The 19,034-nt window shown below is 65.4% G+C and carries 20 protein-coding genes; 16 read left to right on the forward strand and 4 right to left on the reverse strand.

What is annotated here, in order from left to right; all coding sequences use genetic code 11:
* The first annotated feature begins 56 nt into the window (after nucleotides 1-56).
* Nucleotides 57-941 (forward strand): 4-hydroxy-tetrahydrodipicolinate synthase, encoded by an 885-nt coding sequence (gene dapA, locus HNP47_RS02760; protein WP_184278194.1) that lies wholly within the window; start codon nucleotides 57-59, stop codon nucleotides 939-941.
* Nucleotides 941-1,414, forward strand: a complete 474-nt coding sequence (gene smpB, locus HNP47_RS02765) for an SsrA-binding protein SmpB (RefSeq protein WP_055809902.1) — start codon at nucleotides 941-943, stop codon at nucleotides 1,412-1,414. The genes dapA and smpB overlap by 1 nt, the downstream gene beginning before the upstream one ends.
* Before the next feature lie 3 nt (nucleotides 1,415-1,417).
* Here the strand turns inward: smpB and HNP47_RS02770 are convergent, their stop codons facing one another.
* Both HNP47_RS02770 and HNP47_RS02775 read right to left on the reverse strand, forming a co-directional pair.
* Entirely contained in the window at nucleotides 1,418-2,056 is a 639-nt protein-coding gene (locus HNP47_RS02770) for a uracil-DNA glycosylase (RefSeq protein ID WP_184278196.1), read from the reverse strand.
* A complete protein-coding gene (locus HNP47_RS02775; protein ID WP_017504890.1) occupies nucleotides 2,053-2,589 on the reverse strand; it encodes an NYN domain-containing protein in 537 nt (178 codons plus the stop codon). Before HNP47_RS02775 ends, HNP47_RS02770 begins: the two co-directional genes overlap by 4 nt.
* Between HNP47_RS02775 and folK the strand changes: the two genes are divergently transcribed.
* From folK to recO, 13 genes are all read left to right on the forward strand, one after another.
* Complete coding sequence (folK, locus tag HNP47_RS02780; RefSeq protein ID WP_184278198.1) at nucleotides 2,588-3,151, forward strand: 2-amino-4-hydroxy-6-hydroxymethyldihydropteridine diphosphokinase; 564 nt, start codon at nucleotides 2,588-2,590, stop codon at nucleotides 3,149-3,151. The two genes, HNP47_RS02775 and folK, sit on opposite strands and share 2 nt — an antisense overlap.
* An 84-nt stretch (nucleotides 3,152-3,235) precedes the next feature.
* A complete protein-coding gene (gene rpoZ, locus HNP47_RS02785; protein ID WP_017504892.1) occupies nucleotides 3,236-3,595 on the forward strand; it encodes a DNA-directed RNA polymerase subunit omega in 360 nt (119 codons plus the stop codon).
* A 134-nt stretch (nucleotides 3,596-3,729) separates the two neighbouring features.
* Nucleotides 3,730-5,889, forward strand: a complete 2,160-nt coding sequence (locus tag HNP47_RS02790) for a bifunctional (p)ppGpp synthetase/guanosine-3',5'-bis(diphosphate) 3'-pyrophosphohydrolase (protein WP_184279080.1) — start codon at nucleotides 3,730-3,732, stop codon at nucleotides 5,887-5,889.
* On the forward strand, nucleotides 5,886-6,644 hold the full coding sequence (locus tag HNP47_RS02795; protein WP_184278200.1) for a TIGR00730 family Rossman fold protein: 759 nt from the start codon (nucleotides 5,886-5,888) through the stop codon (nucleotides 6,642-6,644). The genes HNP47_RS02790 and HNP47_RS02795 overlap by 4 nt, the downstream gene beginning before the upstream one ends.
* 50 nt (nucleotides 6,645-6,694) lie before the next feature.
* Nucleotides 6,695-7,279 carry an orotate phosphoribosyltransferase gene (pyrE, locus tag HNP47_RS02800; protein WP_184278202.1) on the forward strand — a complete coding sequence of 195 codons (585 nt, stop codon included), beginning with the start codon at nucleotides 6,695-6,697 and terminating at the stop codon, nucleotides 7,277-7,279.
* A 4-nt stretch (nucleotides 7,280-7,283) separates the two neighbouring features.
* On the forward strand, nucleotides 7,284-8,021 hold the full coding sequence (locus tag HNP47_RS02805; protein WP_184278204.1) for a pyridoxine 5'-phosphate synthase: 738 nt from the start codon (nucleotides 7,284-7,286) through the stop codon (nucleotides 8,019-8,021).
* On the forward strand, nucleotides 8,018-8,419 hold the full coding sequence (gene acpS, locus HNP47_RS02810; RefSeq protein WP_184278206.1) for a holo-ACP synthase: 402 nt from the start codon (nucleotides 8,018-8,020) through the stop codon (nucleotides 8,417-8,419). The genes HNP47_RS02805 and acpS overlap by 4 nt, the downstream gene beginning before the upstream one ends.
* 55 nt (nucleotides 8,420-8,474) lie before the next feature.
* Nucleotides 8,475-9,368 (forward strand): signal peptidase I, encoded by an 894-nt coding sequence (gene lepB / locus HNP47_RS02815; protein WP_184278209.1) that lies wholly within the window; start codon nucleotides 8,475-8,477, stop codon nucleotides 9,366-9,368.
* Nucleotides 9,368-10,078 (forward strand): ribonuclease III, encoded by a 711-nt coding sequence (rnc, locus tag HNP47_RS02820; RefSeq protein WP_184278211.1) that lies wholly within the window; start codon nucleotides 9,368-9,370, stop codon nucleotides 10,076-10,078. Before lepB ends, rnc begins: the two co-directional genes overlap by 1 nt.
* Entirely contained in the window at nucleotides 10,075-11,022 is a 948-nt protein-coding gene (era, locus tag HNP47_RS02825) for a GTPase Era (RefSeq protein ID WP_184278213.1), read from the forward strand. The genes rnc and era overlap by 4 nt, the downstream gene beginning before the upstream one ends.
* A 15-nt stretch (nucleotides 11,023-11,037) precedes the next feature.
* Nucleotides 11,038-12,276 (forward strand): serine hydrolase domain-containing protein, encoded by a 1,239-nt coding sequence (locus HNP47_RS02830; protein ID WP_311770010.1) that lies wholly within the window; start codon nucleotides 11,038-11,040, stop codon nucleotides 12,274-12,276.
* 47 nt (nucleotides 12,277-12,323) lie between these two features.
* Nucleotides 12,324-12,800 carry a nuclear transport factor 2 family protein gene (locus tag HNP47_RS02835; protein WP_184278217.1) on the forward strand — a complete coding sequence of 159 codons (477 nt, stop codon included), beginning with the start codon at nucleotides 12,324-12,326 and terminating at the stop codon, nucleotides 12,798-12,800.
* A complete protein-coding gene (gene recO / locus HNP47_RS02840) occupies nucleotides 12,800-13,531 on the forward strand; it encodes a DNA repair protein RecO (RefSeq protein ID WP_039245096.1) in 732 nt (243 codons plus the stop codon). The genes HNP47_RS02835 and recO overlap by 1 nt, the downstream gene beginning before the upstream one ends.
* On the opposite strand, the gene HNP47_RS02845 is transcribed toward recO, so the two are convergent.
* Nucleotides 13,528-15,258 (reverse strand): cytochrome c biogenesis protein DipZ, encoded by a 1,731-nt coding sequence (locus tag HNP47_RS02845; protein ID WP_184278219.1) that lies wholly within the window; start codon nucleotides 15,256-15,258, stop codon nucleotides 13,528-13,530. The two genes, recO and HNP47_RS02845, sit on opposite strands and share 4 nt — an antisense overlap.
* A gap of 133 nt (nucleotides 15,259-15,391) precedes the next feature.
* Between HNP47_RS02845 and parC the strand changes: the two genes are divergently transcribed.
* The gene (gene parC, locus HNP47_RS02850; RefSeq protein ID WP_184278221.1) at nucleotides 15,392-17,593 is read left to right on the forward strand and encodes a DNA topoisomerase IV subunit A; all 2,202 of its coding nucleotides are present in this window, start codon (nucleotides 15,392-15,394) and stop codon (nucleotides 17,591-17,593) included.
* Nucleotides 17,594-17,610: 17 nt separating this feature from the next.
* Here parC and HNP47_RS02855 read toward each other — a convergent pair whose 3' ends face one another.
* Complete coding sequence (locus HNP47_RS02855; protein ID WP_184278223.1) at nucleotides 17,611-19,023, reverse strand: FAD-binding oxidoreductase; 1,413 nt, start codon at nucleotides 19,021-19,023, stop codon at nucleotides 17,611-17,613.
* Between the last annotated feature and the right edge of the window lie 11 nt (nucleotides 19,024-19,034).

Raw genomic sequence — 19,034 nt, forward strand, 5'->3', positions numbered from 1 at the left:
GCAAAGGCGATGAACACTCGTCCATCGTCACTCCCCACGCAGGCCAGCTTAGTCTCATGAACGCCCCCTTGTTCAAGGGCGTGATCACCGCCCTGATCACACCACTTCGTGACGGAAACGTGGACGAAGCCGCATTCGCCAAACTGCTCGAGCGTCAGATCGCCGCAGGCGTTCACGGCGTCGTCCCTATGGGCACGACGGGCGAGGGCGCCAGCATGGATCTGGATGAGCACAAGCACGTCATCGAGCTGTGCGTGCGCCTGACGGCCGGGCGCGTCGCCGTCATCGCCGGCACCGGATCGCCCTATACCAAGGAAGCCATCGACCTGACCCGCCACGCCAAGACGGTGGGCGCGGATGGGGCTTTGATCGTGACGCCCTATTACATTCGTCCGTCCCAGGCGGGCATGGCGGCCCATTTCGAAGCGGTGGCCGACGCGGTTCAACTCCCGATCCTGCTTTACAATGTGCCGGGCCGGACGGGGACCGATCTGTCCAATGAGACAGTGGCGCGGCTGGCGGGCCACCCCAACATCGTCGGCATCAAGGACGCCACAGGCGACATGAGCCGCGTCAGCTGGATGCGCGCGAACATCGATGGCCAGTTCGACCTGATCTCGGGCGACGACCCCAGCTATCTCGGCTACCACGCCCATGGCGGCGTTGGCCTGATCTCGGTGGCGTCGAATGTCGCGCCCGAAGCCATGGTCGCCTTGCACAATGCGATGACCGCCGGCGATTATGCGACGGCACGCGACTGGCAGGACCGACTGATCAGTCTGTGCAAGGCGCTGTTTCTGGACAACTCGCCCGCGCCAACGAAGTACGCTTTAGCCAAGCTCGGCTTGTGCAACGAGGAGGCGCGTCTGCCGCTTTCGCCGACCTCCGATGCGGTCAAACCTTTCATCGACCGCGCCATGGCGGCGGCGGGCGTCATCTGATGGCCCCCAAGCCGCAATCGAAGTCCAAGGTCATCGCCGAAAATCGCCGCGCGCGGTTCGACTATTTCCTGGAAGACAATATCGAGGCCGGGATCCAGCTCCTGGGCACCGAGATCAAGGCGCTGCGCGACGGCCGGGCCAATATCGCCGAAAGCTATGCGGCGGTGGAGGGGCGCGAGATCGTGCTGATCAACGCCGATATCCCCCCATACAAACAGGCAAACCGCTTCAACCACGAGCCGCGCCGACCGCGTAAGCTGCTGCTGCACAGAAAGCAGATCGACAAGCTGATGGGGGCGGTCCAGCGCGACGGCCAAACCATCATTCCGCTGAAGCTCTATCTGAACGATGCGGGCAAGGCGAAGCTGGAGATCGCGCTGGCCAAGGGCAAGAAGCTCCACGACAAGCGCGAGGCTTCGGCCGAACGCGACTGGCAGCGCGACAAGGCCCGCCTGATGCGCGACAAGGGCTGAGGCTCAAGCCTCGATCAGGGTTCGGGCGCGCGCGAAGATGTCCTCGAACATCTGCGGCGTCAGGCGACCCGTGTTCGTGTTCAGGCGAGAGCAGTGATAGCTGTTCAGAATGATGTAGCCGCCGGCTTCGCCCTGCGCCCCGTGACCCGCCGGCATCGCTGACGCAGGCCGTCCAAAGGCTTTCAGGATATTGCGGCGTGAAACGTCGCCCAGGGTCACGATCACCTTCAGATTCGGCAGCAGTTTGAGCCGGTCGATCAGGAAGGGCCTGCAGGTGGTCTCCTCGATCGGCAGAGGCTTGTTGCCGGGCGGGGCGCACCGGACCGCATTGGTGATCATGCAGTCCGTCAGCGTCAGGTCATCGTCGCTGTTGGGATCGTAATGGCCGTGCGCAAAGCCGGCCTTATTCAGCGTGTCATACAGCAGCCAGCCGGCGTGATCGCCGGTGAAGGGACGTCCCGTGCGGTTTGCGCCGGTCCGGCCGGGTGCGAGTCCGGCGATCAGCAGGCGCGCGTTCGGATCGCCGAACGAGGCGGCTGGTCCGTTCCACCAGTCTGGATTCTGACGCGCATTCTCCTGACGATAGGCGACCAGGCGCGGGCACAGGGGGCAGTCACGGGGCGGTTCGGGCGTCAATGTCATTGGGCGGCCTTCGGTCGGCCGAAGTCGGCCATCAGATCGTTCAGGTCCAGGAAGGCGTCGGCCTGACGACGCAGTTCGTCAGCGATATGCGGCGGTTGGGTCTTCTGGGTCGAGATGACAGTGACCCGCACGCCCCGGGCCTGGATCGCCTGAACCACTCGCCGGAAGTCGCCGTCGCCGGAGAACAGCACCGCATGGTCGATGTGCGGCGCTAGCTCCAGCATGTCCACCGCGATCTCGATGTCCATATTGCCCTTGATCCGGCTATGGCCGCTGTTGTCCGTGAACCGCTTCACCGGCTTGGTGACGACCGAGAAGCCGTTGTAGTCGAGCCAGTCCACCAGAGGCTTCACCGGCGAGAATTCTTCGCCCTCGACCACGGCCGTATAGTAGTATGCGCGGGTCAGGATGGACCTCTCGCGGAACCAGTCCAGCATCCGCCGGAAGTCCATGTCGTGCTGCAAGGCGCGGGCGGCGGAGTAGAGGTTCGAGCCGTCGATGAAGATCGCCAGCCGGTCGGTGGGATGAAACATGGTCGAAGCCGTCGAAAGAGATGAAAAATCGGATCGCGCGGTCGCTGTCGGAATCGATGACGGGTTCGACCTGAATGACGCAGTCATCGTGGCCCTGGGCTGCAATGACAAGGGGGCATGGTCGTCCTGCACCGAAGCGCTGGAGGCGGCGCTTGCGCGTTTTCGCAGCGAGGGGATTGATGTCGTCGCACGCTCGTCGTGGTGGTCGTCACTGGCCTGGCCCGATCCGCACGATCCCGCCTTCCTGAACGGCGTGGTCATCGTCCGCACAGAACACGATCCGCATGCCCTAATGGCGGCGCTCGGCCGGATCGAGGACGCGTTCGGCCGCGAGCGGTCGGTTCGCAATGCGCCGCGGACGCTGGATCTTGACCTGATCGCCTACGGACGATTGAGCGGTGATCTGCAGGGATTGATCCTGCCCCATCCCCGCGCGGCCGAGCGGCGGTTCGTCATGGGCCCCATCGCCGAGATCGCCCCAAGTTGGGTGCATCCGCATGGCGGGGCCGCGAGCGACCTAGCCGCTCTGGCCACCGTCGGCGCCGACGCCCGCCCGACCTGACGCCTAACTTCCGCCCCTGTAGCGTTGCAAAAAGCCGTCCTCATCTGTATTTGACGCGGTTCTCCCCCGCGTTCGAGGAATTTCATGGCCCGCGTCACCGTCGAAGACTGCATCGAGAAGGTTCCGAACCGCTTTGGTCTGGTGCTGATGGCTGGCCACCGCGCCCGCAGCATCGCCAATGGCGCCGCCCTGACGATCGACCGCGACAACGACAAGAACCCTGTCGTCGCCCTGCGCGAAATCGCCGACGACACTGTCGTGCCGGACGAACTGCGCGAGACCATCATCACCACGCTGCAACGCGTCGATGAGCGGACGGAAGCCGAGGACGAGGCGGAAACGGTCGCCCTGCTGGCTTCGCCGCAGCACATGAATATGGCCGAAGCGGAGCTGATCCGCGCCCTGCAAAGCGACCGCGACGGCGGTCAGGAGGAGCGGTACTGACGCCCGAAGGAGCCCCTGGCGTCACTATCCTGCCGGCGCGGACCGAGACGGTTTCGCCGGCGCCCCAAGCTGCAAACAAAAACGACCTTCAGACGGCGCTCGTTGATCCGGCGCCGCAGCCCAAGCGCGCGCCGATCCTTCGTCAGTTTGAGCTGATCGAGGCCGTCAAGGCTTATGACCCTACCGCCGACGAAGCGCTTCTGAACCGCGCCTACGTCTATGCGATGAAGATGCACGGCTCGCAGTTGCGAGCCTCGGGCGATCCCTATTTCGCCCACCCCATTCAGGTCGCGGGCATACTGACCGACTATAAGCTCGACACCGCGACCATCGTCACCGCCCTGTTGCATGACGTCGTCGAGGACACGTCCGCGACGCGCGATGACATCGCCGGCATGTTCGGCGAAGAGGTCGCCGTCCTGGTCGAGGGCGTGACCAAGCTGTCGCGGTTGGAGCTTCAGGCGGAACACACGCGCCAGGCCGAGAACCTGCGCAAGTTCATCCTGGCCATCAGCCGTGACGTGCGGGTGTTGCTGGTCAAGCTGGCTGACCGTTTGCACAACATGCGGACGCTCCAGTTCGTGAAGCCGGAGAAGCGCGAGCGGATCAGCCGCGAAACGCTGGAAGTCTATGCGCCTCTGGGACGGTCGATCGGCATCCACTCGATCGCGTCAGAACTGGAAGAGCTGGCCTTCACCCATTTGAACCCAACGGCCAAGACCGCCATCGAGCGTCGGTTGGAAGCGTTGAAGCTGGAGCACGGTCGCGCCATCGACGGCGTGGCGAGCGAGGTCGAGCGCGTCCTGTCCGAGGCTGGCCTGAAGGCCAATGTCTATGGCCGGCAGAAGACGCCCTATTCGATCTGGCGCAAACTTCAGCGCAAGTCGGTCGGCTTTTCGTCCCTGTCCGACATCTACGGCTTCCGCGTTATCGTCGAGGCGGAGGACGACTGCTACCGCGCGCTGGGCGTGATCCACCGCGAATGGCCGATGGTGCCTGAGCGGTTCAAGGACTTCATCTCGACGCCCAAGTCTAACAACTATCGCTCGTTGCACACGACGGTCGTGGGCCCCCGTGGTCTGCGGATTGAGATGCAGATCCGCACCGAGGATATGGATCGGATCGCCGAGGACGGGGTCGCCGCCCACTGGCGCTACAAGAACCAATCCTACGGCTTCGACCGCGAGGCGATGGAGCAAGGCGGCGGGCGTGACCCGCTTCAGAACCTGCGCCACCTGGTTCAGGTGATCGAGCACGGCGAGGGCGGCGAAGACTGGGTCGAGCACGCCAAGCTCGAAATGTATCTGGACCAGGTCTTCGTCTTCACGCCGAAGGGGCAGCTGGTCACCCTCCCTCGCGGGGGAATGCCTCTGGACTTCGCCTATGCTGTCCACACCGAGGTCGGGGACACGGCGGTGGGGGTCAAGGTCAATGGCGAGTTGAAGCCCATGCGCACGCCGCTCCAGAACGGTGACGTGGTCGAGATCATCCGCGGCTCTAAACGCGAAGTGCCTGCCGACTGGCGCAGTCTGACGGTCACGGGTCGTGCGCGCTCCGCCATTCGCCGCCATATCCGCACCTCCGAGCGCGAAGAGTTCATCAAGCTGGGCCGCGTGGCGCTGGATCAGACCCTGGGCCGCGTCGACAAGACGCTGACCGAGGTGTCGTTGAAGCCGGTTCTGGAACTGCTGGCGGTCGCGAGCGATGACGATCTTTTCGAAGGCCTAGGACGCGGACGATTGTCGCCGACGACGGCGGCCGAAATCCTGTTCCCCGCGCTGAAGGGGAGGCTGAAGGCCGGGCCTGAGAAGCAGCGCATCGAGGGCGATAAGGCGCGGCTGTTCGTGCGCGGCGGGGGGTTGACGCCCGGCGTCTCGGTGCATTTCGGTCAATGCTGCACGCCCGTTCCGGGCGACCGGATCGTGGGCATTCTGGAGCCGGAATCCGGCCTGACCGTCCACACCATCGATTGCCAGACCCTGGCCGCCTTCGCCGATGATGATTCGGTCTGGCATGATTTGCAATGGACCCCTCAGGCCGAAACGGACGCGGTCGCCGCCGCCCGTATTCGCGCGACGATCCGAAATGCGCCGGGCGTGCTGGGTCAGGTCACGACCCTGATCGGCGAGGCTGGCGGCAACATCATCAACCTGTCGATGGCGCACCGTCAGCAGGACTTCTTCGACGTGGACGTGGATGTCGAGGTCGAAGACGCCAAGCATGCGACCATGATCATGGCGGCGCTGAGGGCCAATCCGTCGGTCGATTCCGTCGAGCGTGCGCGGGGCGAATGAGCGACCCGATAAAGCCGAACGCGGCGCAGATGGCCTCGCCGTCCTATCGCATGGCGGCGATGGATCAGGACTTCCTGCTGGGCGATTCGATGCGCGGCGTGCGGTTCCTGATGGAATACGCCAAGCCCGAGGAGGGGTTGAGGGCCTGGGGCGTGCGCTCGACCATCGTCGTCTTCGGCAGCGCTCGCATCCGCGAAGGGCACCGTTGGTATGACGAGGCGCGCGCTTTTGGTCGATTGGCGTCCGAGCGGGGCGGGGCGTTTCGGGGTTCCGTGGGCGAGCCGCGCGACAACGTCATCGCCACCGGCGGCGGACCGGGCATCATGGAGGCGGCCAATCGCGGCGCCGTGGACGCCGGTGCGCCCTCCGTCGGGTTCAATATCATCCTGCCGCACGAGCAGGAGCCGAACGCCTATTCGACGCCGGAACTGACCTTCCTGTTCCACTATTTCGCGATGCGGAAGATGCACCTGGCGATGCGAGCCAATGCGCTGGTCGTCTTCCCCGGCGGGTTCGGCACATTCGATGAGATGTTCGAGATGTTGACCCTGCGCCAGACGAACAAGGCGCCGCCGGTTCCGGTCGTTCTGGTGGACAAGGCCTACTGGACCTCGGTGATCGGTTTCGACGCCCTGGTCGAACATGGAATGATCGCGGCCTCCGACCTAAATCTGATCGGATTCGCCGAGGACGCGGAGGGCGTCTGGGCCGAACTTCTGGCGCGCGGGCTGCGGCCGAACGAAAACATCGAATGAAGCGTCGCCGGAGGGTTCATCCGCGCGCGATCCGGGTCTAGAACCCTGTCATGAACACCCAAGACGTCCTCAACGAGTTCCGTGACGCCGGCGCCCTGCGCGAAGGCCATTTCGTCCTGTCGTCGGGTCTGCACAGCCCGGTCTTCCTGCAGAAGAACTTGGTCTTCATGGACGGCGCGCGATGCGAGCGCCTGTGCAAGGCGCTGGCGGACAAGATCACAGCCACGGTCGGCCCTGTCGATGTCGCCATTTCGCCGGCCGTGGGTGGCATCATACCCGGCTACGAGACGGCCAAACACCTGAAGGTCCGTTCGATGTATGTCGAGCGCGAAGGCGGTGCGTTCAAACTCCGTCGCGGCTTCTCGGTCGAGCCGGGCGAGAAGGTCGTCATGGTCGAGGACATCGTCACGACTGGCCTGTCGTCGCGCGAATGCATCGCCGCTATCCAGGCGGCCGGGGGCGAGGTGATCGCCGCCGCCTGTATCGTCGATCGCTCGGGCGGCAAGGCGGATGTGGGCGTGCCGCTGATCGCCCTGGCGTCGCTGGACGTGCCCGCTTACCCAGCCGATGCTCTGCCTCAAGAGTTGGCCGCGCTTCCGGTGGAAGATCCCGGCAGCCGCAGATTGTCGAAGTAGAGCCATGCGCGAACGGGTCAGGCTGGGAGTCAACATCGACCACGTCGCCACGGTGCGAAATGCGCGGGGAGGGACGCATCCCGATCCTGCGCGCGCGGCCGAGGCGGCGCTGGCGGCTGGCGCCGACGGAATCACTGCGCACCTGCGCGAAGACCGCCGCCATATCACCGACGCTGACATCGATGTGTTGAGCGCTCTTTGCGCCCGCGCTGGCAAGCCGCTGAATCTGGAAATGGCGGTGACGGACGAGATGCTGGCCATCGCTCTGCGCCACCGGCCGCACGCCGCCTGTCTGGTGCCAGAGCGGCGCGAAGAGGTCACGACCGAAGGCGGTCTGGCGGTCGCCGGTCAGGAGGCGCGCATCACGCCTGTGGTCAAGGCGTTGGCGGGCGCCGGCATCCGGGTCTCCCTCTTCATCGAACCGTCCGAAGCGCAGGTCGAGGCCGCCGCCGCCGTCGGCGCCCAGGTGGTCGAGTTCCACACCGGCCGCTACTGCCACCTGACCGATCCGGCAGAGCGGGAGGTCGAGTTCGAACGCCTTGCCGCCGCCGCCGCCCAGGCCGACATCCTGGGCCTGGAGGTCCATGCGGGCCACGGGCTGGATTACGACACGGCTCCGCGCATGCTGGCGATCCCGGAAATCCGCGAGCTGAACATCGGCCATTTCCTGATCGGCGACTCGATCTTCATCGGCCTGGACGGGGCGATCCGCCGGATGCGGGCTGCGATGGATGCGGCATGATCATCGGCGTCGGCGCGGATCTGTCGGACATTCGTCGCATCCAGACGTCGCTGGATCGGTTTGGGGATCGCTTCAAGACCCGCTGCTTTACCGAGTTGGAACGCGCCCGCTCGGACCGGAAGCCGGACCCGGCCTGGAGCTACGCCAAACGGTTCGCCGCCAAAGAGGCCTGCGCCAAGGCCCTGGGGACAGGTATGCGGGCCGATGTCTATTGGCGCGACATGGGGGTGGTGAACCTGCGTTCGGGGCAGCCGACGATGGCGTTGACCGGCCATGCGGCCGAGCATCTGGCGCGTCTGACACCGCCCGGGCACGAGGCGAAAATCCACCTGACGCTGAGCGACGAACATCCCTATGCGCTCGCCTTCGTGGTGATCGAAGCCTTGCCGCAGTCGTAATCAGGTTATAGGCGTGCGCGATGACCGCGCGGACGCGGCGAGGATGCCTGATCGCATGAGCGAAGACCAAAAGCCCGACGACGCCAATCGCGACGCCACCCCCGAAGAACGATTTGCGGCCTCGGAGGCGGACGCTCCGGTCAAGTCGGTGCAGGAGCCGACAACGGCGAACCAGACGGTCTATGCCAAGACGCCCAAGGGCGGCGACAAGGCGACCTCGGCGGCCGGCGAAACCGGCGAAATCTTCAAGACCATTGTCTTCGCCCTGCTGATCGCGATGGTGCTGCGGATCTTCCTGTTCCAGCCTTTCACCATCCCTTCGGCCTCGATGGAGCCGAACCTGTACGAAGGCGACTATATCGTCGTCTCCAAGTGGTCGTATGGCTTCTCCAAGCACTCGATCCCGTTCAGCCCGCCGCTGTTCGATAGCCGGATCATGGGCTCGGCACCCAAGCGTGGCGACATCGTTGTGTTCAAACTGCCGCGCGACAACAAGACCGACTTCATCAAGCGCGTGATCGGCCTGCCCGGCGACCGCATTCAGATGATCGCCAACAAGCTGTATATCAACGACAAGCCCGTGCAGGACGTCGTGGTCAGCGAGCAGGAGATCAACGACATCTTCGGCCCGCGCCCGGTGACGGAGGTCCGCGAGACCCTGCCGGAAGGTAAGAGCTTCATGACCCAGGACTTCGGTCCCGGAAACGATCTGGACGACACCCCGGTCTATGAGGTCCCGGCTGGCCACTACTTCATGATGGGCGACAACCGCGACAACTCGATCGACAGCCGCGTCGAACAGTCCAGCGGCGTGGGCATGGTCCCGGCCGAAAACCTGGTCGGCAAGGCGCAGATCATCCTGTTCTCGTGGAAGCCCGGTTCGTCGCTGTGGAACCCGGTCAGCTGGTTCAACGTGCGGCTCGACCGGTTCTTCAACGTCCTTCACTGATGGCCAATCTGAGAGCCGAAGCGGTTGCGGCGCTGGAAACGCGCCTGGGACACAGGTTCAAGGACAAGGCCCTGCTGGAGCGCGCCCTGACCCACGCCAGTGTGGGCGAGGGAGCACCCGTCGGCATCCACGGTCCACGCGACAACGAGCGGCTGGAGTTCCTGGGCGACCGGGTGCTGGGTCTGCTGGTCGCCGAGCGCCTGTCGGCCCAGTTTCCGACGGCGGACGAGGGCCAACTCTCGTCCAGCTTGCACGCCCTGGTCGACAAGGGCGCCTGCGCCCGAGTTGGTGAAGCGCTGGGCGTGGGGCCTGCGCTGCGGCTCTCGCCCGGCGAGACGAAGACCGGCGGGCGCCGCAAAGCCGGCGTCATCGCCGATGCGGTCGAGGCCATATTGGCGGCTGTCTATCTGGACGGCGGGTTGGATGCGGCCAAGGCCGTGTTCGAACGGGCCTGGTCCGACGAACTGGCGGCGCCGCCGTCCCGCAGCGTGACCAATCCCAAGTCCGCCTTGCAGGAGTGGGCGCAAGGGCAGGGCCGGCCGCTGCCGACCTATCGCGTGGCGGATCGGACGGGTTCGGATCATGCGCCAACCTTCACGGTCGAGGTCGAGGTTGATGGCGTGCGGCCCTTGACCGCACAGGGGCGTTCGCGTCAGGAGGCGGAGAAGGCGGCCGCAACGGCTCTCCTCAAACGTGAAGGCGTCATTTGACCGATTTCGAAAACCAGCGCGCAGGCTTTGCCGCCATCATCGGCGCACCCAACGCCGGCAAGTCCACGCTGGTGAACCGGCTGACCGGGTCCAAGGTCTCGATCGTCACGCAAAAGGTGCAGACGACGCGCTTTCCCGTGCGCGGCATCGCCATGGAAGGCGACGCCCAGATCGTGCTGGTGGACACCCCTGGCATCTTCACGCCGCGTCGTCGCCTGGACCGGGCCATGGTCGCCTCAGCCTGGGGCGGCGCGGAAGATGCGGACATCGTCGTTCACCTGATCGACGCCCAGTCCCACATCAACGCCGAAGGCCGGGAGGGCACGGCGGCCGATCGTCGCTCGGCCGAGGACACCGAGACCATCATCGCCAACCTGCAGGCCACCGGGACCAAGGTTGTTCTGGCGCTGAACAAGATCGACGGCATGCGCCGCGACACCCTTCTGGCCCTGTCACAGAAGCTGTTCGAGAGCGGCGTCTATTCCGAGGTCTATATGATCTCCGCCGCCAACGGCGACGGCGTTGAGGACCTGAAGCAGCGTCTGGCCCTGTCTATGCCCAAGGGGCCTTGGCTCTATCCCGAGGACCAGGCGGCCGACGTGCCGGTTCGCGTGCTGGCGGCCGAGATCACGCGCGAGAAGGTCTATCTGCGCGTTCACGAAGAGCTGCCCTATTCTGCGGCGGTGGAGACCACCAGTTTCGAGGACCGCACCGACGGCTCGGCCCGGATCGAACAGACCATCTATGTCGAGCGCGAGAGCCAGCGGCCCATCATCCTGGGCAAGGGCGGCCAGACGCTGAAATGGATCGGCCAGAAGGCGCGCGAGGAGCTGAATGAAATCCTCGGCCGTCAGGTGCACCTGTTCCTGACCGTCAAGGTCGATCCGAAGTGGCAGGACAGCCGCGCCCTCTATGCCCAGTTCGGTCTAGATTTCGACGTCTGAATTCCTGTGTTTGATGTGCCGCGTACCGCCGGGGGGCATCCCCGGATCGTTCTGGGCGTCGTTGGGGCGCTGATTCTCGGCGGCGCGGTCTGGGGCGGCATCGCCACGGCCGTGGCCCCCAAGACCGATGTGGAACTGGCGACCGAGCGCGCCGATGCGCCGCCGAGACCGCCCGTGGTCGTGGTTCAGGACCTGCCGCAACTGGCCGCGCGCTTGGATCGCGAGGCCGCTTCAGGCCGCTTCATGGGCGCGGTTCTGGTGGCCAAGGGCGACAAGGTTCTGTTCCGCCAGGTCTATGGCAAGGCCAACTATGGGCAAGACCAGCCGCTGGCGCTGGGCTCGCGCTTCCGCTTGGCCTCCATCTCCAAACAGTTCACGGCAACGGCGATCCTGAAGCTTCAGGACGAGGGCAAGCTGAACGTCTCCGACCCGGTTTGCAAATGGATCCAGCCCTGTCCGCAGGCTTGGGCGCCGATCCGTATCACCCATCTGTTGTCGCATACGTCGGGCATTCCCGACCTGATGGCGCGGCCCGGTTGGGGCATGCGCCGCACGACGCCGGCGACGCTGGACGAACTGACCGAGGACTCAAAGCGGTTCGGTCTTCAGTTCGAGCCGGGCGCCAAGGTTCAGTACGACAACGCCGGTTTCAACCTGGCCGCCGCCATCGTCGAAAAAGCCAGCGGCAAGCCCTTCCAGACCTATATGCGCGAGACCTTCTTCAAGCCTCTCGGCATGACGGATAGCGGGCTTGATCTCGATGGCGGCGATCACGGCGTCATCATGGGCTATGCCAACTTCCCCGGCGGCCTGGCAGCCCAGCCGAACGCCAACACCTCCATCGTAGCGGGCGCCGGCGCGGTCTATTCGACGCTGGACGATCTGCTGGTTTGGCAACGGGCGCTGCACCGCGGCGGCCTGCTGATCCCCGCCAGCTATCAGCAGATGCTGGCCGACCACGCGCCGGCCGACACCAAGCCGAATGAGCGCAGCCATCCGCGCCGCGACTGGGGCTTCGGAATCTTCGCCAACCGTCTGGGCGATCAGGTACGGCCCAGCTTCCAAGACCGTCAAATCTATCACACCGGCAGCTGGGGCGGGTTCCGCAACCTGATGCTCTATCAGCCGGACGCCGACGTCACGGTGATTGTCCTGTCCAACAACTATCACCTGCGCGACCAGGTCTTCTTGGTCAGCCAGCAGGCCATGGCCGAAGCCTTGGGTCACGAGTTTCCGACGACACTGGCGCGCTGAGGCATCCGACTGTTTCCCGGCGAGGAGAACAGGAGTAGAACAGACCCATGATCGCTCTTTTTGCCGCTCTTGTCCTTTCCGCTTCGTCGACGCAGGCCGCAGGCGATCCCTTCGTCGACGCCGGCGCCGTTCTCGACCGAATGCACGCGGCGGCTTCGCGTGCGGACGGCGACGCCTATTTCGATCTGTTCACGTCTGACGCCCGGTTCATCGGCACGGATGCGACCGAGCGCTGGTCGCTGGCTCAGTTTCGCGTCTATGCCACGCCTTATTTCTCGCAAGGGAAAGGCTGGACCTATCGCCCGCATGACCGGGTGGCGACCTTGGTGCCGGGCGATTGCCGCTGCATCGTCTGGTTCGATGAGTTGCTGGACAACGACGCCTATGGCCTGACGCGAGGCTCAGGGGTGCTGCGCCTGACAGATGATGGCTGGAAGATCGAGCAATATGTGCTCAGTTTCACCGTGCCGAACGACAAGGCCAAGAGCGTGGTCGGGCTGATCGCCCTAGGTCCGGCGGACTGATGGACTTCCACGAAGAGGCGTTCGTCCTGTCGGCGCGCAGTCACGGCGACACGGGCGCCGTGGTCGATCTGCTGACCGAGAATCACGGCCGGCGGTCGGCCTATGTGGCGGGCGGAGCATCGCGCAAGATGAAGCCGTTCCTGCAGGCGGGCGCGCGGGTCGTGGCCGATTACCGCGCCCGCACTTCGGATCACCTCGGCGCGGTGCGGCTGGAGCCGGTAGGCGAGGGGCCCAGCGCCCTCTTCGACGACGCCTTGGCGCTGACAGGGCTGGCGGCGGCGGCGGGCGTGACGCAAGGCGCGTTGCCGGAGCGTGAACCGCATCCCGGCGTCTTTTTGGCGTTCGAGGCGCTGATGGCGGCGTTCGAGATGCCGGCGGTCTGGCCAGCGATCTTTGTGCGGTTCGAAGCTGGCCTGCTTGAAGATCTGGGCTTTGGCCTGGATCTGTCGAAATGCGCTGCGACCGGCACCGCCGACGACTTGATCTACGTCAGCCCTCGCACGGGCCGGGCGGTCAGCCGCGACGCCGGCGCACCCTATGCCGACAAGATGCTGACCCTGCCGCCCTTTATGCTGGGCGCCCAATCCGGTCTGATCGAGGGCGACGTCCGGGCCGGGTTCGACCTGACGGGGCATTTCCTCGAACAGTTCGTGTTTCATCCGCAGAACAAGCCCCTGCCGCCTGCGCGCGTGTGGATGCTGGACAAGCTGGGCGACGCTGGTCGGCTCTAGCCGAAAGTGAAGGCGAAGACCTGAACGCCGGGATCCAGGAACTCGATCTCGAACGTCCGTTCGCGCACCGCGCCCGTCTGACGGACCAGCTGGTAGAGCCGCTCGCCGTCGACCCGGCCAAGGCCTTGGGCGTCGATGTCGCTGCCGGCGTTGGCGCCCGGCGCCGCGCCATCGATCCGGACGCGGAAGCGGACGGGTGCGCCCGGCTTGCTGGGGCCCATGACCAGATGGAGATCACGCGCCTTGAAGCGGAAGGCGATACGGCCGCCGGCCGTCTGCAGGTCGGCATGCTCACGCGTCACGCGCCAGCGGCCCGACAGGTTCCAATCGTTCAGCTTCAGCGGCGCGGCGACATAGTCCTTGATCACGTCGTTGGCCAGGCCGCCGGGAGAGCGGAAGTTGTCGGCGCGGCCATAGCCGACGTAGGTCTCCGGCGATTCGACCCGGGCCATGTCGGCGGCGGCCTCTGCGCCCTGGGCCTGGATTGTGACGACGTTGCTGGCGACGTTCGCGGCGCCCGCTTCCTTCAGAAGTTGCTGGATCACGCGTTCGGAGCCCGCATAGTCGCCTTCGCCGAAGTGGTGGTGACGGATCTGCCCCTTGGCGTCGATGAAATAGTGGGCGGGCCAGTACTGGTTCTTGAACGCCCGCCAGATCGCGAACTCATTGTCCATGGCGACCGGATAGGTGATGCCAAGGCGCTGGACGTTTTGGCGGACGTTGGCCTCGGATTTCTCGAAGGCGAACTCGGGCGTGTGCACGCCGATCACCACCAGACCCTGGTCCTTGTACTTCTCGGCCCAGGCGCGGACGTAGGGGATGGAGCGGATGCAGTTGATGCAGGAGTAGGTCCAGAAATCGACGACCACCACCTTGCCCCTCAGTTGTTCGGTCGTGAGCGGCGGGGTGTTGATCCAGGTCGTCGCCCCGGTCAGCGGCGGCATCACCCCTTCGACGGGCAGATTGGCCAGATCGGCCGGGGCCTGGTTCGTCGGCATGCCGCGCCCGATCCCACCCAGCAGCGCCTGTTCGATCCGGCCCGTGCTGGCGGCCGAAATCCGGGTCAACAGTCCCGTGTCCGCACCCAGGCCAATCACGATCACGCCGATCAGCACCAGAACGCCCAGGCCGCGCCGCACCCATTCGCCGACGCCCAACGCGCCCTTCATGGCCTTGAACACGCGGCCGCCCACCAGCAGGGCCAGACCCAGTGATGTCGCCGCGCCTGCTGCATAGGCCAGCAGCAGAACCGTCGTTCCGACGCCTGCGCCCTGAAGCGCTGCGCCCGTCAGGATCACGCCCAGAATAGGTCCGGCGCACGGCGCCCAAAGCAGTCCTGTCGCGACGCCGAGCAGCAGGGATGAGCGCACGTCGCCCTGATCGCCACCCTGACGCTCGGCGCGATCGGTCAGCCAGGACCCCGCCGCCACGAACGGCCGCATCAGGCGATCGCCCACGGCCGGAAACAGCAGGCTGACGCCCAGCACCGCCATGACGGCCAGGGCGATCCAGCGCCCGACCTCATTGGCCCGAACCGCCCAGCCGCCGCCCAGCGCCGCCAGCGTCGCCACGCCCGCGAAGGTCACAGCCATGCCGACCAACAACGGCAAACCGTTGCGGATGAACGGCCGATCCGCCCGCGCAAAGACGAAGGGCAGAACCGGCAGGATACAGGGACTGACGATGGTCAGAACGCCGGCGAGATAGGACAGCAGGAACAGGATCATGGCGCGGCCTGACGAGAGTGTGTCACTCACATACGCACGGCGGAGCGGTTTGGTGACTCCCCAGCGCGCTTATCCCCCAATCTGGCGCCTTACGGGCTAGACTTCCCGCTTCCGATCCCCGATTCGCAGAGCCATGACGATCCACGCCCCGCCGCCGGAAGGCGGCCGCATCATCGACGAACCGATGGAGACGGCGCTTAGCCGCCGCTATCTGGCCTACGCCCTGTCGACCATCACGAACCGCGCGCTGCCGGACGTGCGTGACGGGTTCAAGCCCGTGCACCGGCGCATCCTATATGCCATGCATCAGATGCGGCTGAACCCGCAGGCGGCGGCGCGCAAATGCGCCAAGGTCGTCGGCGAGGTGATGGGCGGATACCACCCTCACGGCGACGCCTCGATCTATGAGGCCCTGGTGCGCCTGGCCCAGGATTTCGCCCAGCGTTATCCGCTGGTCGACGGACAGGGGAACTTCGGCAACATCGACGGCGATAGCGCCGCGGCCATGCGCTACACCGAGTGCAAGCTGACGCCCGCCGCAGTCCTGCTGCTGGACGGCATCGATCAGGACGCCGTCGATTTCCGGCCCACCTACGATGATCAGGACGAAGAGCCCATCGTCCTGCCCGCTGGCTTCCCAAATCTCTTGGCCAATGGTTCGTCCGGCATCGCGGTTGGCATGGCCACCTCGATCCCGCCGCACAATGTCGGCGAACTGATCGACGCCTGCCAACTGCTGCTGGAGCGGCCGGACGCGACGACCGAGGACCTGGTCCAGCATGTGCCCGGCCCCGACTTCCCGACCGGGGGCGTTGCGGTTGAAGGTCATGCCTCCATCCTGGATGCCTATGAAACGGGGCGGGGCGGGGTGCGTCTGCGCGCGCGCTGGGAGGCCGAGGACCTGGGGCGCGGCGTGTGGCGGATCATCGTCACCGAAATGCCCTATCAGGTGCAGAAGTCGCGTCTGATCGAGGCGTTGGCGGACCTGATCGAGCACAAGAAGGCGCCTTTGCTGGGTGATGTTCGTGACGAGTCGGCCGAAGACATCCGCCTCATCCTGGAGCCCAAGAACCGCACCATCGAGCCTGAAATGCTGATGGAAAGCCTGTTCAAACTGTCCGATCTGGAGGTCCGCTTCCCGATCAACATGAACGTGCTGGACGCCAGCGGCACGCCGCGCGTCATGGGTCTGAAAGACTGCCTGCGTGCCTTCCTGGATCACCGGCGCGAGGTGCTGAACCGGCGTTCACAATGGCGGATCGAGCGGGTCGAGAAGCGCCTGCACCTGCTGGAAGGCCTGCGCATCGTCTTCCTAAACCTGGACGAAGTGATCCGCATCGTTCGCGAGGAAGAGCAGCCCAAGGCTGTCCTGATCGCGCGCTTCGGCCTGACGGAGGTTCAGGCCGACTTCATCCTCGACACCCGACTGCGTCAGTTGGCGCGTCTGGAAGAGATGACGATCGAAAAGGAATTCAACGCCCTGTCCGAAGAACTTGCCAACCTGAAGGCGCTGACGTCGTCTGAAGGCAAGCAGTGGAAGGCGATCTCCAAAGAACTGGAGGCCGTGCGCAAGGCGCTGATCTCGCCGCGCCGGACCACAATCGCCGAGGCGGTGGACACGTCCGCCTTCGTCGCGCCCGAGGCCTTCATCCCGCGCGAGGCGATCACCGTTATCCTGTCGGAACGCGGCTGGATTCGCGCGGCCAAGGGCAAGGTCGAGGATCCGTCGGAGCTGAAGTTCAAGGAAGGCGACCAGCTTGCCTACCTCGTCCCGGCCTATACGACCGACAAGCTGCTGGTGGCGGCCTCGGACGGCCGTATCTTCACCATTGGCGCGGACAAGCTGGCGTCCGGACGCGGCCATGGTGAGCCGCTGCGCCTGATGATCGATCTGGACGAGAAGGCCGAGATCATCAACGTCCTGGCGCATCAGCCGGGCGGCAAGCTTCTGATCGCATCAAAGGCCGGATACGGCTTCATCGCACCGGAAGACGACACGCTGGCGCAGAAGCGCGGCGGCAAGCAGGTGCTGAACGGCGAAATGCTGGCGGTGCTGCGAGTGACCGGCGATCACGTCGCGACCATCGGCGAGAACATCAAGACGCTGATCTTCCCTCTTGCTGAACTGCCCGAGATGGGACGAGGCAAGGGCGTCAAGCTGCAAAGCTTCAAACAAGGCGGCCTCGCCGATATCGCAGTCTTCAACGCCGAGAACGGGCCGGAATGGGCCGACGGCGGCGGACGTCGTCGCAACTGGCCCGACTGGAAGGACTGGCTGGGCAAACGCGCTGGCTCGGGTCGCCAAGGACCAAGAGGCCTGCGGAAGTTCAGATAGGCGGCCCGCCGTCGGTTCTAGAACAGGACCGACGGGTTCATGATCCGCTTGGGATCGATGGCGCGGCGGATGGCGGCCATGGTTTCGATCTCGAGCGGGGACTTGTAGCGCTTGACCTCTTCGGTCTTCAGCCGGCCCAACCCGTGTTCGGCGGAGATGGAGCCGTCGTAGGTTCCGACAACATCGTGAACCACTTGCGAGCCTTCCTTCCAGCGGCCGATGAAGGCGGGAATGTCCTGACCGACACCCGGCAGGATATCGTAATGCAGATTGCCGTCGCCGACGTGGCCGAAGACCGAGATGCGGGCGCCGGGGTGGAAGCGTTCGACGGCGGCCGACGCTTCGTCGATGAAGTCGGCGATGCGGCTGATGGGGACGGAGACGTCGTGTTTCCAGCCGCCGCCTTCGGGCTTCAGCGCCGCTGAATGTTCTTCGCGCAGGCACCAGAAAGCAGCGCGCTGGGCGTCGTTCTGAGCGATGGCGGCGTCAGTGATCAGGCCTTCCTCGAAAGCGACCTCCAGCAGGGCCTCCATCTGGGCCTCGGCTCCGCCCGGGGTGCCCGAGGCGATCTCGATCAGGACATACCAGTCGGGGGTCGAATCCAGCGGCTCGCGTGTGTCGGGAATGTTCTTCAGCACCAGTTCCATGCCGAGGCGCTTCATCAGTTCGAAGGCCTCCACCCCGCCGCCCGTCTCGGCCTTAGCGCGGGCGAGCAGTTCGACCGAGGCGGCGGCTGTTTCCAGCCCGACCACCGCGACGGCGCGCGAGCGCATGATGGGGAAGAGTTTCAGGGTGGCGGCGGTGACAACGCCCAGCGTGCCCTCGGCGCCGATCAGCAGCTGTTTCAGATCGTATCCGGTGTTGTCCTTACGCAGCCGCTTCAGGCCCCGGAAGATTTCGCCGTTCGGCATAACCGCCTCGAGGCCCAGCACCAGGTCGCGCATCATGCCGTAACGCAGCACCTGGGTGCCCCCGGCGTTGGTGGAGATGACGCCGCCGATGGTGGCAGAGCCTTCGGCCGCCAGGCTGAGCGGGAAATGGCGGCCGGCTGCCGTCGCCGCCTGCTGCGCCTCCAGCAGGGTCAGGCCGGCTTCGACCGTCATGGCGTCGTCAAGCGGAGTCACATCGCGGACGGCGCGCATCTTGCGGGTCGACAGCAGGACCTCGCCGAAGGGGATCTGGCCGCCGACCAAGCCGGTGCCGCCGCCTTGGGGCGTGATGGCGACGCCCTCTCGAGCGCAGATCGTCACAGCGCGCGCAACCTCTTCCGTCGAACGCGGGGTCAACAGGATCGCCGTATTGCCCGTCCAGCGATTGCGCCATTCGGTCAGATGCGGCGCGATGACATCAGGATCCTGGGTCCAGCCGCCCGGACCGAGCGCGGCTTTCAGTTCGTCAAGCACGGTGGCGGAGGGGGCGGGCGTCTGCATGCCCCCTTTTG

The organism is Brevundimonas vesicularis, from assembly GCF_014204545.1.
In the GTDB taxonomy this organism is placed as follows: Bacteria; Pseudomonadota; Alphaproteobacteria; order Caulobacterales; family Caulobacteraceae; genus Brevundimonas; species Brevundimonas vesicularis_B.